This window comes from Cryptosporangium arvum DSM 44712, assembly GCF_000585375.1.
Lineage (GTDB): Bacteria > Actinomycetota > Actinomycetes > Mycobacteriales > Cryptosporangiaceae > Cryptosporangium > Cryptosporangium arvum.
The window spans coordinates 799,392-813,225 of the sequence record NZ_KK073874.1 but is presented as its reverse complement, the minus strand read 5'-3'; the positions used below and the strand labels follow the sequence as shown (position 1 = coordinate 813,225).

At 71.4% G+C, this 13,834-nt stretch carries 14 protein-coding genes; 4 read left to right on the top strand and 10 right to left on the bottom strand.

All coding sequences use genetic code 11. The features are described from left to right. Nucleotides 1–46: 46 nt before the first annotated feature. From modA to CRYAR_RS03645, 3 genes are read left to right on the top strand one after another with little or no spacing between them, the layout of a single operon-like run. A complete protein-coding gene (gene modA, locus CRYAR_RS03655; protein WP_035848473.1) occupies nt 47–847 on the top strand; it encodes a molybdate ABC transporter substrate-binding protein in 801 nt (266 codons plus the stop codon). Further along, nucleotides 844–1,632: an ABC transporter permease gene (locus CRYAR_RS03650; protein ID WP_035848470.1), complete on the top strand. Its 789-nt coding sequence runs from the start codon at nt 844–846 to the stop codon at nt 1,630–1,632. The genes modA and CRYAR_RS03650 overlap by 4 nt, the downstream gene beginning before the upstream one ends. Beyond that, a complete protein-coding gene (locus CRYAR_RS03645; RefSeq protein ID WP_051569702.1) occupies nt 1,629–2,669 on the top strand; it encodes an ABC transporter ATP-binding protein in 1,041 nt (346 codons plus the stop codon). The genes CRYAR_RS03650 and CRYAR_RS03645 overlap by 4 nt, the downstream gene beginning before the upstream one ends. A gap of 54 nt (nt 2,670–2,723) precedes the next feature. On the opposite strand, the gene CRYAR_RS03640 is transcribed toward CRYAR_RS03645, so the two are convergent. The 3 genes from CRYAR_RS03640 to CRYAR_RS03630 form a co-directional block, all read right to left on the bottom strand. Continuing rightward, on the bottom strand, nt 2,724–3,809 hold the full coding sequence (locus tag CRYAR_RS03640) for a TauD/TfdA family dioxygenase (protein ID WP_035848468.1): 1,086 nt from the start codon (nt 3,807–3,809) through the stop codon (nt 2,724–2,726). Nucleotides 3,810–3,870: 61 nt separating this feature from the next. Beyond that, nucleotides 3,871–4,257 carry a nuclear transport factor 2 family protein gene (locus CRYAR_RS03635; RefSeq protein WP_035848466.1) on the bottom strand — a complete coding sequence of 129 codons (387 nt, stop codon included), beginning with the start codon at nt 4,255–4,257 and terminating at the stop codon, nt 3,871–3,873. Then, nucleotides 4,245–4,697 (bottom strand): VOC family protein, encoded by a 453-nt coding sequence (locus CRYAR_RS03630; protein ID WP_035848465.1) that lies wholly within the window; start codon nt 4,695–4,697, stop codon nt 4,245–4,247. Before CRYAR_RS03630 ends, CRYAR_RS03635 begins: the two co-directional genes overlap by 13 nt. 258 nt (nt 4,698–4,955) lie before the next feature. Between CRYAR_RS03630 and CRYAR_RS03625 the strand changes: the two genes are divergently transcribed. Next, complete coding sequence (locus CRYAR_RS03625) at nt 4,956–5,984, top strand: aldo/keto reductase (protein WP_035848464.1); 1,029 nt, start codon at nt 4,956–4,958, stop codon at nt 5,982–5,984. Between the two features lie 15 nt (nt 5,985–5,999). Here CRYAR_RS03625 and CRYAR_RS03620 read toward each other — a convergent pair whose 3' ends face one another. The 7 genes from CRYAR_RS03620 to CRYAR_RS03595 form a co-directional block, all read right to left on the bottom strand. Further along, nucleotides 6,000–7,295 carry a xylulokinase gene (locus CRYAR_RS03620; RefSeq protein ID WP_157017319.1) on the bottom strand — a complete coding sequence of 432 codons (1,296 nt, stop codon included), beginning with the start codon at nt 7,293–7,295 and terminating at the stop codon, nt 6,000–6,002. Beyond that, on the bottom strand, nt 7,292–8,923 hold the full coding sequence (locus CRYAR_RS03615; RefSeq protein WP_084700026.1) for an amidase: 1,632 nt from the start codon (nt 8,921–8,923) through the stop codon (nt 7,292–7,294). Before CRYAR_RS03615 ends, CRYAR_RS03620 begins: the two co-directional genes overlap by 4 nt. Beyond that, complete coding sequence (locus CRYAR_RS46735) at nt 8,923–9,078, bottom strand: hypothetical protein (RefSeq protein ID WP_157017317.1); 156 nt, start codon at nt 9,076–9,078, stop codon at nt 8,923–8,925. The genes CRYAR_RS03615 and CRYAR_RS46735 overlap by 1 nt, the downstream gene beginning before the upstream one ends. Further along, on the bottom strand, nt 9,078–9,989 hold the full coding sequence (locus CRYAR_RS03610; RefSeq protein WP_211247248.1) for an ABC transporter permease: 912 nt from the start codon (nt 9,987–9,989) through the stop codon (nt 9,078–9,080). The genes CRYAR_RS46735 and CRYAR_RS03610 overlap by 1 nt, the downstream gene beginning before the upstream one ends. Next, entirely contained in the window at nt 9,986–11,149 is a 1,164-nt protein-coding gene (locus CRYAR_RS03605) for an ABC transporter permease (RefSeq protein WP_063725656.1), read from the bottom strand. The genes CRYAR_RS03610 and CRYAR_RS03605 overlap by 4 nt, the downstream gene beginning before the upstream one ends. Beyond that, the gene (locus CRYAR_RS03600) at nt 11,146–12,648 is read right to left on the bottom strand and encodes an ABC transporter ATP-binding protein (RefSeq protein WP_211247247.1); all 1,503 of its coding nucleotides are present in this window, start codon (nt 12,646–12,648) and stop codon (nt 11,146–11,148) included. Before CRYAR_RS03600 ends, CRYAR_RS03605 begins: the two co-directional genes overlap by 4 nt. Before the next feature lie 106 nt (nt 12,649–12,754). Beyond that, a complete protein-coding gene (locus CRYAR_RS03595; protein WP_035848462.1) occupies nt 12,755–13,831 on the bottom strand; it encodes a BMP family ABC transporter substrate-binding protein in 1,077 nt (358 codons plus the stop codon). Between the last annotated feature and the right edge of the window lie 3 nt (nt 13,832–13,834).

Genomic DNA, 13,834 nt, shown 5'->3' with positions numbered 1-13,834 from the left:
GCCCATTTCGCCGGCGGAGCCGGTGACACCTTCCCCGGAGGCCACCGTGCGTCGTCCTGCCCTCCTCGTCGCGGTCGCGGCTGCGGCCGCGTCGCTGTTGCTCGCCGGCTGCGGCGACAGCAGCAGCGACACCGCAGGCAGCTCGAGCTCGGCGTCGGCCAGCGCCGACGGGCTGAAAGGCACCGTGACGGTGTTCGCGGCCGCCTCGCTGACCGAGTCGTTCACGACGCTCGGCAAGCAGTTCGAACAGGCCAACCCGAGCGTCACCGTGAAGTTCAACTTCGGGGCGAGCTCGGCGCTGGCCGAGAGCATCGGCCAGGGCGCGCCCGCCGACGTGTTCGCGTCCGCGAGCACGAAGACCATGGACGGCGTGAGCAAGGACGGCGACGCGGTCGACCCGAAGGATTTCGCGCGGAACACGATGGAGATCGCGGTGCCGCCGGACAACCCCGGTGAGGTCACCGCGCTGGCCGACCTGGCCAAGCCCGGTCTGAAGGTCGCGCTCTGCCAGGAGCAGGTGCCCTGCGGCGCCACCGCCAAGAAGGTCCTCGACCAGGCCGAGGTCACGGTCACGCCGAAGACGCTCGGCGCCGACGTGAAGTCGGTGCTGACCACCGTGTCGCTCGGCGAGGTCGACGCCGGCATCGTCTACAAGACCGACGTCCGGGCCGCCGGTGACAAGGTCAAGGGCATCGAGATCCCGGCCGACCAGAACGCCTCCACCGCGTACCCGATCGCGACGCTGAAGGACGCCCCGAACGCCGACGGCGCGAAGGCGTTCGTCGACTACGTCCTGTCCGCCGACGGGACGAAGGTCCTCGAGGCGGCGGGCTTCACCGCTCCGTGAGTCGACGCACGGGAGCGCCGGCGCCGCTCGCGGTACCGGCGCTGATCGCGGTGGTGTTCCTGGCGCTGCCGCTGCTCGGGCTGCTGGTGCGGGCGCCGTGGGCGACGCTGCCGCACCTCCTGAGCGATCCTCTGGTGGCCGAGGCGCTCAGGCTCTCGGTGATCAGCGCGCTGCTCGCCACCGCGCTCTCGCTGGTGTTCGGCGTGCCGCTGGCCTGGGTGCTCGCCCGCGCCGAGTTCCCCGGCAAGGCGCTGCTGCGTGCGCTCGTGACCGTGCCGCTGGTGCTGCCGCCGGTCGTCGGGGGCGTGGCGTTGCTGCTCGCGTTCGGCCGACGCGGGATCGTCGGGCGCTACCTCGACCAGTGGTTCGACTACACGATCCCGTTCACCACGACGGCCGTGGTGCTCGCCGAGACGTTCGTCGCGATGCCGTTCCTGATCCTCACCGTCGAAGGCGCGCTGCGGGCCGCCGACCGCCGCTTCGAGGAGGCCAGCGCGAGCCTCGGCGCCGGCCGCCTGACCACGTTCCGCCGCATCACGCTGCCGCTCGTCGCGCCGTCGGTGCTGGCCGGCGCGGTGCTCTGCTGGGCCCGCGCGCTGGGCGAGTTCGGCGCGACGATCACCTTCGCCGGCAACTACCCGGGCACCACCCAGACGATGCCGCTCGCGGTCTACCTGGCGCTGGAGAGCGACCCGGACGCGGCGATCGCGCTCTCGCTCGTGCTGCTCGTCGTCTCGATCCTGATCCTGGTGGCCCTGCGCGACCGGGTGGTGCGCTCGGCATGAGCCTCGACGCGCACCTCCTGGTCGACCGCGGCACGTTCGCGCTCGACGTGGCGTTCACCGCCGAGCCGGGACAGGTCCTCGGCGTGATCGGCCCCAACGGCGCCGGGAAGACGACGCTGCTCCGCGCGCTCGCCGGGCTGACGCCGCTGACCGGCGGGCGGATCGAGCTCGCCGGGCGGCGGCTGGACGACGTGCCGGTCGAGGACCGCAAGGTCGGTGTCGTCTTCCAGGACTACCTGTTGTTCCCGCACCTGTCCGCGCTGGAGAACGTCGCCTACGGGCTGCGGGTGCGCGGCGTGCGGAAAGCGGAGGCCCGGGCGGCCGCGCACGAGTGGCTCGACCGGTTCGGCCTGGCCGGGCACGCGGGGAAGCGTCCGGGCGGGCTCTCCGGCGGGCAGGCCCAGCGGGTGGCGCTGGCCCGCGCCCTCGCCGTCGATCCGGACCTGCTGCTGCTCGACGAGCCGCTCTCCGCGCTCGACGCGGGCACCCGGCTGCGGCTGCGCACCGACCTGCGCACCCACCTGACGTCCTACCGCGGGCCCTCGCTGGTGATCACCCACGACCCGATCGAGGCGATGATCCTGGCCGACCGGCTCGTCGTGCTCGAAGGCGGCCGGATCGTGCAGGAGGGCTCGGCCACCGAGGTGACCAGGCGGCCGGCCACCGACTACGTCGCGCGTCTCGTCGGGCTCAACCTGTACCGCGGGACCGCCGCGGACGGACACGCGACGCTCGACGCCGGTGGGGCGTTCACGATCGCCGACCGCACCCTGACCGGGCCCGTGCACGTGGCCGTGCGCCCCTCGGAGATCGCGCTGTACCGCTCGGAGCCCACCGCCGGTAGCCCGAGGAACACCTGGCGCGGCCGGATCGTCGGCGTCGAGGCGTGGGGTGACCGGGTGCGGGTGGCGGTCGACGGCGAACCGCCGACGCTCGTCGACCTGACCCCGGACGCGGTGGCCGACCTCGACCTCGCCGCCGGTCACACCGTCTGGCTCACCGCCAAGGCGTCGTCGATCACCGCGTACCCGGCCTGAAAACAAACACCCCCGACCAGGGGGTGTACCTGGTCGGGGGGTGAATCGGAGGGGTCAGAGACCCCAGTCCATGCGGGGAACGACAGCGGTCTTGACCGAGAACTGGCCGACGTCCTCGACGCCGGAGGTGTCCTCGCGGTCCTCCTCGCGCGCCTTCACGACGTGCTTGCCGAACTTGTCGACGAGCGGCCGGTCGCTGTCGCGCTTGAGCCACAGGCGCAGCAGGTGACGCTTGCGGCCGTACTGCGGCCAGTCGGTGAACGCGGTCCGCGAGTGCAGCGCGGCGTAGTTCGAGACCCACTGGATGTCGCCGGGCTGGAAGTCCATGTCCAGCGCCATGCCCGGCTCGTAGGTGATCTCGTCGAACAGCCGGATGACCTCGATCTGCTGCTCGGTCAGGCGCGGCACCTCGGGGTAGTCCTGCGCGGTGAAGATGTACGTCGAGCCGGCGTACATGCTGAACACGCCGTCCTTGATGCTGACGATCGGCGACGTGTACGTCTTCTCCGGCGCGTCGTGGTCCTGCTTGTACCAGTCGAAGTAGAACGGCTCGTGCAGCAGCGGGGCCAGGTCGGGGCGCCGGGACAGGATCTCGTTGTAGATCTGCGCGCCGGAGACCAGGCTGGACGCGCCACCCTCCTTGGCCGGGCGCAGGCAGAACAGCGCCACCGCGTCCGAGCTGTCGGAGTGGAACACGAGCTTGTCGGCGACCCGCGAGGACAGCGCGGACGGGTCGTCCATCGTCTTCGTCGAGGTCGCGATGACGTGGTCGATCAGGTCGGCCATCTCGTTCTGCTTCATCGGCACGCCGAGGTGCAGGCCGGTGAGGTAGAAGATCGCGCCGGACAGCGCGTCGGAGTAGAGCTCGGTCTTCAGCCCGCGGATGAGCACGAAGCCGCGGCCGCGGTCCATGTCGCTGGCCCAGGTCTTGATGGCTTCTTCGCAGACCGGAAGCGGGTAGTCCGCCTTGGTGACGACGCGCAGGTCCGGGTCGTCCTCGACGAACTTGCGGCCGACGGCCTCGAGCTCGGCGATCTCGGCGTCGCTCAGGTGGTAGATCCAGGTCTTGTTGTCCTGGAGCTGGTCGCCCCGCCAGGCCGCCGGTCCGGTGACCGGGGACAGGTCCGTGGTGACGGTCATCGTGGTGTCTCCCTAAGGAATGGAACTGCGGCCCAGCCGGACGTCGCCGGCGACTCGGGCGTCACTGCTCTAGCTGCTGCTTGACGGTGGTGCCGTCCCAGTAGTCGCGCCGATGCGCGATCAAGCCCTCTTCGACGCGGAACCAGAACATTCCGCGAACTCGCACCGGTTTGCCGCCGATGCGGAACGTCATCACGTACCCGACCGCGGCGCGGTCGTCGTCGACGAGAAGTTCTTCGACGTCGTAGTGCAGGTTCTCGAACTCGGCCAGGAAGCCGCCGAGGCGCTCCCGGTAGGCGGTGCGGCCGGTCAGGCTACGGGCGGTCGCGGACGTGTGCTCGTTGTGGAAGTCCTCGGTCACACACGCCGCGACCTCGTCGGCGTCGCCGGCGTTGAGCGCGGCCAGGTACCGCTCGACGACCGCCCGGGTCTGGCTCAGTTGCCCCACTTCTCCCGGATCGTCGAGAAGACCCGCTGGTTGTGCGAGATCTCGATGACGTTGCCGTCCGGGTCCTTCAACGCGCAGACGTAGCCGACGACGCCGCCGATGTCCGCGGGCTCCCAGTGCAGGTTGCCCATCTCGCGGGCCTTGTCGGCGATCGCGTCGACGTCCTCGCGGTTGGGCACCTCGATGCCGATGTGCGCGAACGGCGTGAGCTGCCCGTGCTGACCGCCGTGGTCCTTGTTGAAGTCGACCAGGACCAGGACGAACGGGCTGTCGACCTGCTTGTCGTTGGACAGCCAGGCGCTCTGACCCGCGTCGTCGGAGAAGCGCTCCAGCACGACCAGGGGCGTCAGCGAGGTGTAGAACTCGATGGACTTGTCGAGGTCGCCGGACGGCAGCGCGACATGCGTCCACCGTGCCTGCGTCAGCTTCGTGTCCGCCACGGGGGTACTCCTCTTCGGTTCAGCCCTGGCACAGCGCTCTGGCGTTGGTGACTACCGTACTGAGGCGTTCGCCGTCACAGAATGTGCCGGGGGGACAAAGAAGTCCCGGACACTCTGCCCCCGCGAAACATGAGACTTCGTCGCGCTCTGTGCGAAGGTTGCGGCGTATCGGTTTGCGCGTGGTTCCCAGCGCCTAATGGGGCCGGCCTCTCGTGTGCCGGCTCCGGTACGCGGGGGCGCTCCCAGAGAGGATGTTCCTTGCGTACGCAACTACTCGGCCGGACCGGCATCCGCGTGACCCCGCTCGCCCTGGGCACGATGATGTTCGGCGCCTGGGGCAACAAGGACCACGACGAGTGCATCCGGATCGTCCACGCGGCGCTCGACGCCGGCATCAACTTCCTGGACGCGGCCGACGTCTACGCGTTCGGCGAGACCGAGGAGATCGTCGGCAAGGCGATCAAGGGCCGCCGGGACGACATCGTGCTGGCCACCAAGTTCTGCGAGCCGGTCGGACCGGGCCCGGTGAACCGCTCCGGAGGGAGCCGGCGCTGGATCGTGCGCGCGGTGGAGGACTCGCTGCGCCGCCTCGGTACGGACTACATCGACCTGTACCAGTTCCACCGGCCCGACCCCGACACCGACATCGAGGAGACGCTGAGCGCGCTCAGCGACCTCGTCCGGCAGGGCAAGGTGCGGGCGATCGGCACGTCGAACTTCCCCGGCGGTGACCTGGTCGAGGCGCAGTGGGCCGCCGAGCGGCGAGGCTTCGAGCGCTTCCGCACCGAGCAGCTGGCGTACTCGATCTTCGACCGGCACGCCGAGTACGACGCGCTGCCGACGGCCGAACGTCACGGGCTCGGCGTGCTGGTGTTCAGCCCGCTCAACGGCGGGTGGCTCACCGGCAAGTACCGGCCGGGCGCGGAGGCCCCGGAGGGCTCGCGGGCGTACACCAACGGCGACCACTTCGACTTCAAGGCCGCCGAGGTGCGCGACGCGAAGTTGTCGCGGATCCAGCCGCTGGAGGACATCGCCAAGGAAGCGGGCGTGACGCTCGTCGAGCTGGCCCTCGGGTTCGTGCTGGCGCACCGGGCGGTGTCGGCGGCGATCATCGGGCCGCGCACGATGGACCAGCTCGAGTCGCAGCTGGGGGCGGCCGACGTCGTCCTGTCCGACGACATCCTGGACCGGATCGACGCGGTCGTCGAGCCCGGCGTCAACCTGCACCAGGCCGGCGCCGGCGACCGACCCCGTGCCTTGACCGACGCCGGCCTCCGCCGCCGCTGACCGCAGCCGCGAGGGCTACTTGCGCGACTCGGAGGCGGAACCCAACTCCAGGAAGCGCTGGTAGCCCTCGTGGTAGGCCTGCTGAGGCTCGGGGTCGACGACGGTCACCGTCGGGCGCGGCCACGCGTGGGTCGCGCACTGGCCGGGACCCGGCCACCAGCCCACCCCGGCGCCGGCCGACAGCGCCGAACCGTACGCGGCCAGGTCGGTCTCCTCCGGTACCTCCACCGGCACCTCGAGCACCGAAGCCTTGATCAGGTTCCAGAGCGGGCTGCGCGCCGGGTTGCCCGCCGTGACGAGCGTCGTCAGCGTGAACCCACCGGCCGCCAGCCCTTCGGCGACGTGCGCCAGCCCGTAGGCGGTCGCTTCGAGCACCGCGCGGGCCAGCTGCGGCCGACCGGCGTCCGAGCCGAGACCGACGATCTCGGCCCGCAGCTGCCGGTTCCAGCGCGGCGCCCGCGCCCCCTCCAGGTACGGCAGCACGAGGACGCCGTCCGCGCCGGCCGGCACGGTCGCGGCCAGGTCGATCAGCTCCGGGATACCGCACCCGGTGATCGTCCGGAGCCACTCCAGCATCAGCCCGTGGCCGCTCACCGGGCCGCCGAGGATATCGAGGCCGGAGAGCGCGCTGGTGAGCGCGTACATGCCGGGCAGCCGCACGTCCTCGGGAACCACGACCGCCATGCCGCCGGTCCGGCCACCGGGGTCCATGCCGCGCCCGGGGCGGTCCAGCGCTCCGGCCCAGAACGCCAGGTACGCGTCCTGCGCACCGGCCACGAGCGGGATCCCGGCCGGTAGCCCGTGGCTGCCGTCGGTGCGTCCGATCGCGACGCCGGTGGTGACGACCGGCCCGTAACCGGGCAGCTCCGGGTCGCCGGGCCAGCGCGACTGGACGCGCTCGGCGCCGAGCCGCGCGCTGAGCCAGTCGTAGACCTGCAGCGGCTCGATGCCTCCCCCGGACTCGTCGCTCAGCACCGAGAGCTGGGCCGCGTGCTGCTCGGCCGGCGTACCGGTGGCTCCGGCCGGGTGGCGGTACGTCACGGCCAGGCCGCCGTTCGCCGGCACCGTGGTGGGGCTCTGACCGCCGAGGCTGATCGCCGCGCAGGGGCGATCGGACGGCAACTCCGCGAGGACCGACTCCAGCGCGGCCGTGACGCCCGCGAGCCAGCCCGCCGGGTCGGCGTGCCCCGCGGGCCAGCCGACCGCTCCCGGGTACGGCGCGTACGCGCGCGCGACGACCTCGCCGTCGGGTCCGAGCGCGAGCGCGCGCGCCGAGTCGCTGCCGAGGTGCAGCCCCACTACAACGGTCACCGGGCTCTCCACTCGTTGTGCCAGCCCGTGCGGCGCTGGTAGGCGTCGCCGGCGCGTAGTACCAGCGCCTCGTCGAAGGGGGCGCCGATCACCTGCAGGCCGAGCGGCATCCGGTCCGCGGTGAAGCCCATCGGCACCGACAGCGCCGGGTTCCCCACGACGTTCCAGTACGGCGCGTAGACCGCGAAGAACTCGCCGGACTCGAACATCCGGTCGAGGCGGTCGTACGGTGTCGCCGCGATCGACGCGGTCGGGGTGACCACGAGATCGACGGCGTCGAACAGGGCGGACACCGCGTCCTGCCCGGCCCGGCGGACGCGCTGCGCCTGGACGTAGTCCACCGCGGTGAACGCCTCGGCGAGCCCGACCGTCGCCAGCGTGTTGGCGAAGAAGTCGCCGCCGCGGGCGGCGAAGTCCGCCCGGTGCCAGGTCAACGCCTCGCTCAGCGTCAGCACGATCGACGCGGCGGCCAGCTCCGGGTAGAGCGGAAGCGCGACCTCGACGAGCTCGGCGCCGAGCGCGGTCAGCTCGTCGAGCGCGGCGGCGAACACGCTCGCCAGCGCGGGGTCGGCCACCGCACCGCCGACCCGGTCGAGCCGGTCGACGCCGACGCGGACGCCGGTCAGGTCGCCGGTGAGGCCCTCGAGGTAGCGCGGAACCGGCACTTCCGACGTGGTGGGATCGGCCGGGTCGGGCCCGGCGATCACCGAGAGCAGGAGCGCACAGTCGCGGGCGGTGGTGGCCATCGGCCCGACGTGGTCGGTGGACCATCCCATCGGCAGCCCGCCGGCGCGGGAGACCCGTCCGTAGGTGGGTTTGAGGCCGGTGGTGCCGCAGAAGGCCGACGGCATGCGGATGCTGCCGCCCGAGTCGGTGCCGAGCGCGCCGAGGAACGCTCCGGCGACCAGGCCGGCCGCGCTGCCCGCGCTCGAACCGCCGGTCCAGCGGGCGGTGTCCCACGGGTTTCGCGGCACCGGGAGCGGTTTGGCCGGGTCGGGTGAGCCGACGCCGTACTCCGACGTGAGCGTCTTGCCGACCACGATGCCGCCGGCCGCACGGAGCCGCGCGACCGCGGTGGCGTCGCGCCGGGCGTCCGGCGGGGGCACCAGGCTGCCGGCCGACGTCGGGCCGTCCTCGGTGGTGAGCAGGTCCTTGATGCCGAGCGGCAAGCCGGAGAGCGGGCCGGGGTCGTCGCCCGCGGCCAGCGCGTCGTCGACGCGCTGCGCGGCTTCGCGGGCGCGATCGGCGAACCGCGAGAGGAACAGCCCGAGTTCGGCGTCGGACTTGTCGCCGGCGGCCAGGGCGGCGTCGACGAGCTCGATGCTGCGGACGGTCCCCCGCCGCAGCGCGGCCGCGGCGCCGCTGAGCGTCCGCAGGTCGTCGTCCGGCGCGGCGTCACCACCCGGGACGGGGCCGGGTGGTGCGGGGGTGGGTGGGGCGTCGCTGGGGCCGGTGGTGCCGGCCGGGTCCAGGCGGGTGGCCAGGTCGCGGACCGCGGTGGGGTGCTTCGGGGACGCCGGCGCGGCGGAGAAGACCGCCGCCGGTTCGGTCGTGCGCGGGACGGGTGCGGCGTGCAGCCGCTCCGCGAACTCCCGCGCCGCCGCAACGGCACCGCCGTCGATCGCCATCAGAACAGCGCCAGACCGAGCCGGGGTGCCGCTCCGCGGCGGCGTCCCAGCGCCGCTCCGCGGCGGCGTCCCAGCGTACGGATCGAACACGGGCGGGCCTCCGCGCCGACCACGGCCGGGCGTCCGGCCGACGTGGTCGGCGCGGAGGTTGCCATCAGGTGATCCCGCGGACGAACGGCTTGCCGAGAGCGCGCGGCTCGCGGGTCTTGCTGGCGAACAGCATCATCGCCAGCAGCGCCATCAGGTACGGCGCGGCGACGAGCAGCTGCGAGTTCAGCTCGAACCCGAGCGCCGGCAGCGCCAGCCGCAGCGCGTCGGCGAAACCGAACACGAGGCAGCCGATCATCGTGCCCTTCAGACGCCAAGCGCCGAAGATGACCGCGGCGATGACGATGAAGCCGCGACCCGCGGTCATGTTCATGTTGAACGAACCGACCTCGGCGGTGGCCAGGTACGCGCCACCCAGACCCGACAGCAGACCGGCGTAGAGCAGCGCCTGGCGGCGCAGCTTGTTCACCTTCAGGCCCGTGACGTCCGCGGCCTGCGGGTTGTCGGCGATCGCCCGGAGGTTGAGACCCCACCGGCTCCGCTCGACCAGCCACCACGTCAGCGGAATGATCAACAACAGCAGATACATCGGCCAGCGTTGCTCGAACAGCGGCCCGATGATCGGGATGTCGCGCAGCCCCGGGATGCTCAGCTGACCGACCTGGTTGCTGTCGAACTCCGCGACCGCGATCAGGAAGCTCGTGAGGCCGAGGACGAACGCGTTGAGCACCAGGCCGACGACGAACGTGTTGATCTGGATCCGGTGCGACAGGTTGCCGTGGACGAAGCCCACGACCAGGCCGACGATCGCGCCGGCGAGCAGCCCGGTGGTCGCACTGCCGGTGGCGCTGGCCACCGCGACCGACCCGAACGCGCCGCCGAGCATCATGCCCTCGACCGAGATGTTCTGCGTCCCGGCCCGCTCGGCCAGGTACTCACCGCAGGCGGCGAACGCCAGCGGTGCCGTCAACCGCAGCGAGCTGGCGACGATCGTCGTGATTTCGTCGGTGCCGATCACGCGGTCACCTTCTCGGGCTCGGTGGGCGTGGAGGGGACGGGCTCGGTGGGAGGCGGCGTGGCCTCAGCCCGGCCACGCGACTTCACCTTCGCCAGCACCGGCGGCACCACGAAGGCGAGCACCAGCAGCGCCTGGACGATGTCCACCAGGTAGTTCGGCACGCCGGTCGACGCGAGGAAGCTCGAGCCCGAGCGGAACGCGCCGAACAGCAGCGCGACCGGCACGGCCGCGAGCGGACGGCTGCGGGCGATCAGGGCGACCAGCAGGCCGTCCCACCCGAAGTTGTTCGACAGCGCCGGCTGCAGGCGGAACACCTGGCCGGACAGGATGACCGCGCCGGCCAGACCGGCGAACGCACCGGAGAGCGCCAGCGCCATGCCGCCGGCCCACGGCGCCCGGACACCCGCGTGGCGGGCGGCCATCGGGTTGAGGCCGAGCATGTTCAGCCGGAAACCCCACCGGCTGCGGGCGAGCAGCACGGCCAGGACGATCGTCAGGATGATCGACAGGACCAGGCCGCCGCCGATCTCCAGCGCCGGGTACTCACCGAAGCCGGGGATCCGCACCGCCGGCGGCAGCTGCGCCGACTCGGTGGACGCGATGCTGTCCGCGCTGGCGCGGGGCGCCTGCAGCAGCCACTGCACGGTGAGCGCGAAGCTGACGAGCTGGATCGCGAGGAACGACATCAGCAGCGTGCTGACGACGACGTTGACGCCGCGGGTGTAGTGCATGACCGCGCTCGCGCCGGACCAGAGACCACCGGCGATCGCGCCGGCCAGCAGGCTCAGGACCATCACCAGGACGCCCGGCAGCGCGAGGTGCAGCGCCACGTAGGCGGCCACGGCCGCGCCGAGCAGCACCTGGCCTTCCTGCCCGATGTTGAAGACGCCTGCCCGGTTGCTGATGCACGCGCCGAGCGCCACCAGCAGCAGCGGCGTCGCGGCCTTGAGCGTCTCGCTCCACGCCGCGGTGTCGGCGATGCTGCCGGTGTAGAGCGCGTTGAGCGCGTCGCCGGGCGAGCCGCCGGTGGCCGAGACCAGGCCCATCGACGCCAGCACGGCGACCGCGACCGCGACCAGCGTGATCAGCGTGACCTGCATGCCGTAGCCGCTCGGGCGCATCAGCTCGGCGACGTTGGGGAACTTGCGGGATTCGCTCATGCTGCCTCGCCTCCGACCAGCATGCCGAGCCGCTCGGCGGTCGCCTCGTGGATGTCGAGCACGCCGACCGTCCGGCCGGACGAGATCACGGCCACCCGGGACGCGAGTGCCATCACCTCTTCCAGCTCGGTGGTGATCAGCAGCACGGCGACTCCACGGCCGGCCGCGGCACGCAGCCGCTCGTACATGTCCTCGATCGCGCCGACGTCGAGCCCGTGAGTGGGCTGCGCGGCGACCAGCACGCTCGGGTCGGTCGACAGTTCGCGGGCCAGGACGACCCTCTGTTGGTTACCGCCGGACAGGTTGCGCAGTGGCGTGTCCATCGACGGCGTCGAGATGTTGAACTGCTCGATCAGCCGGGCGGCGATCTTCCGCGCTTCCCGGCGCTTGAGCAGGAACCGGCCGCTGACCCGACCGAGGTCGGTCATCACCAGGTTGTCGAGCACCGACATGTCCAGGACGACGCCGGAGCGGTGCCGGTCCTCGGGCACGACGCCCACGCCGGCCTTGTGCAGCGCGCCGACCTTGTTCATCGGTACCGTCGCGCCGTTGACCGCGACCGTGCCGGACGTCGGTTCGAGCAGGCCCGACATCACGTCGCCGAGCGTGGCCTGGCCGTTGCCCTCGACGCCGTAGAGCGCGAGGATCTCGCCGGGCGACACGGTGAGGGCGAAGTTGTCGAGCAGCGTCCGCCCGTCCAGGCCCTTCACCACGACGTCGCTCAGCGCTAACGCCGGGGTCTTGGCTTCGACCGGGGCGACCTCGGGGGTGACGTCGGCCGCGGCCTGGATCTCCTCCGGGGTGGTGTCCTCGCTGATCAGACCGAGGGCCGCGCCCTCGGTGCCCAGCGAAACCTCCCGGCCGACCATCTGCTTGGCCAGCTCGCGGGGGTTCGTGGTCGAGGTGCGGCAGCGGAACGCCACCGAACCCTTGCGCAGCACCGTCACCTGGTCCGTCGCGGCCATGATCTCGGCCAGCTTGTGGCTGATCAGGATGACCGCGCGGTTCTCCCGGTTGACGACGTCCCGGAGGACCTCGAAGAGCTCCTGCGACTCGGCCATCGTGAGCACCGAGGTGGGCTCGTCGAGGATCAGCACCTCGGGATCGCGCCGGAGGCACTTGATGATCTCGACCCGCTGACGCTCGCCGGCGGACAGGTCCTCGACCCGGGCGATCGGTGAGATCGGCAGCCCGTAGCGGGTACCGACGTCCTTGATCTGGTCGCAGACCTCGTCGCGCTTGATGCGCCCGGGCTCGCCGAGGCTGACGTTCTCCCAGACGGTGAGCGGCTCGATCAGGCTGAAGTGCTGGTGCACCATGCCCATCCCGAGCGTGACCGCCGCCTGCGGGGTGGGAATCTCGACCTGCTCCCCGTGGCGCAGGACCGTGCCCTCGTCCCGCTGGACGAGACCGAGGAGCACCTTCATGAGCGTGGATTTGCCGGCGCCGTTCTCTCCCAGGAGGCCGTGGATCTCGCCGCTGTGCACAGCGAGATCCACGGCGTCACAGGCGACGACCGGACCGAAACACTTCGTCACGCCACGGAGCTCGAGCGCCGGCGCCTCGAGAGTGCGCGGAGCGTCGTTAGTCTGGCCGTCGTTCACGTCAGGCTCCGAGCTTCGCGACCTGAGCGTCGACGTCGACCTTGCCGTCGCCGATGTTCTTGATGAACGTCTCGAGGGCGGTGTTCTGGGCCGCGGTGCCGCCACAGATCTTCACGGTCGGGACCGGGTCCTTGCCGATGTGCCACTCGCGGGCGACGCCCATCTTCAGCTGGCCGTCGGAGAACTTCTGGAGCGCCGCGGCGAAGTACTCACCCGGGTCGAAGATCGAGGAGACCTGGAACTTCGGCGACGTCGAGGCGCACCGGTCGGTGCCGGGCGTCGACAGGATGAGGTTCTTGGTGTTGCCGAACTTCGCGACCTCGTCGGTGGCACCACCCAGGTACGGGTAGAGCGCGCCGACACCCTGGCTGACCTGCGCCTGGGCGGCTTCCTTGGCCTTACCGGAGTCGTTGAAGTCACCGGTGTAGGTGGTCACCAGGGTGGCGTCCGGGACGACCTCCTTGATGCCGGCCTTGAACGCCTTGGCGGCCTGCACGGAGAAGTCAGCCTCGGGACCGGTCACGTAACCGGCCTTCTTGATGTTCTTCTCCTTCATCAGGAGACCGTTGGCGTAGCCGGTCGCGTAGACGACCTCGTTGATGAAGTCGCGCGAGATCGTGATCTTCGGCGTCTGCTTGATGTCCGCGGACGACGGGACGTACCACGAGCTCTTGGCGCAGACCGACTCCTCGGAGGCCGGGATGGCGTCCTTGAGCTCGGCGGCACCGAGGGCGACCAGGTCGACCTTCTGGCGGCACAGGTTGCGGGCCTGGTTCAGGGCGTCGGCCGGGTTGACCGAGCCGACCTTGATCAGCTGCCAGCCCTTGGACTTGGTGAACTCCTCGGCCTTGGCCACGAAGCTCTCGTAGTAACCGTTGTCGTTCAGGTCACCCGGGCTGAGCACGCCGACGATGACCTTGCCGTCGCCGTTGACGTCCGGACCGGCAGCGCTGCTTTCCGCAGACGAAGAGCTGGAGGTCTCAGCCGTGTCGTCGCCCGGGCTCGTGCAAGCCGCGAGCGAGACAGCGATGCATGCCGCGGCAGCCGCGACACGCACCGCACGAGTGTTCAGTCTCATTGG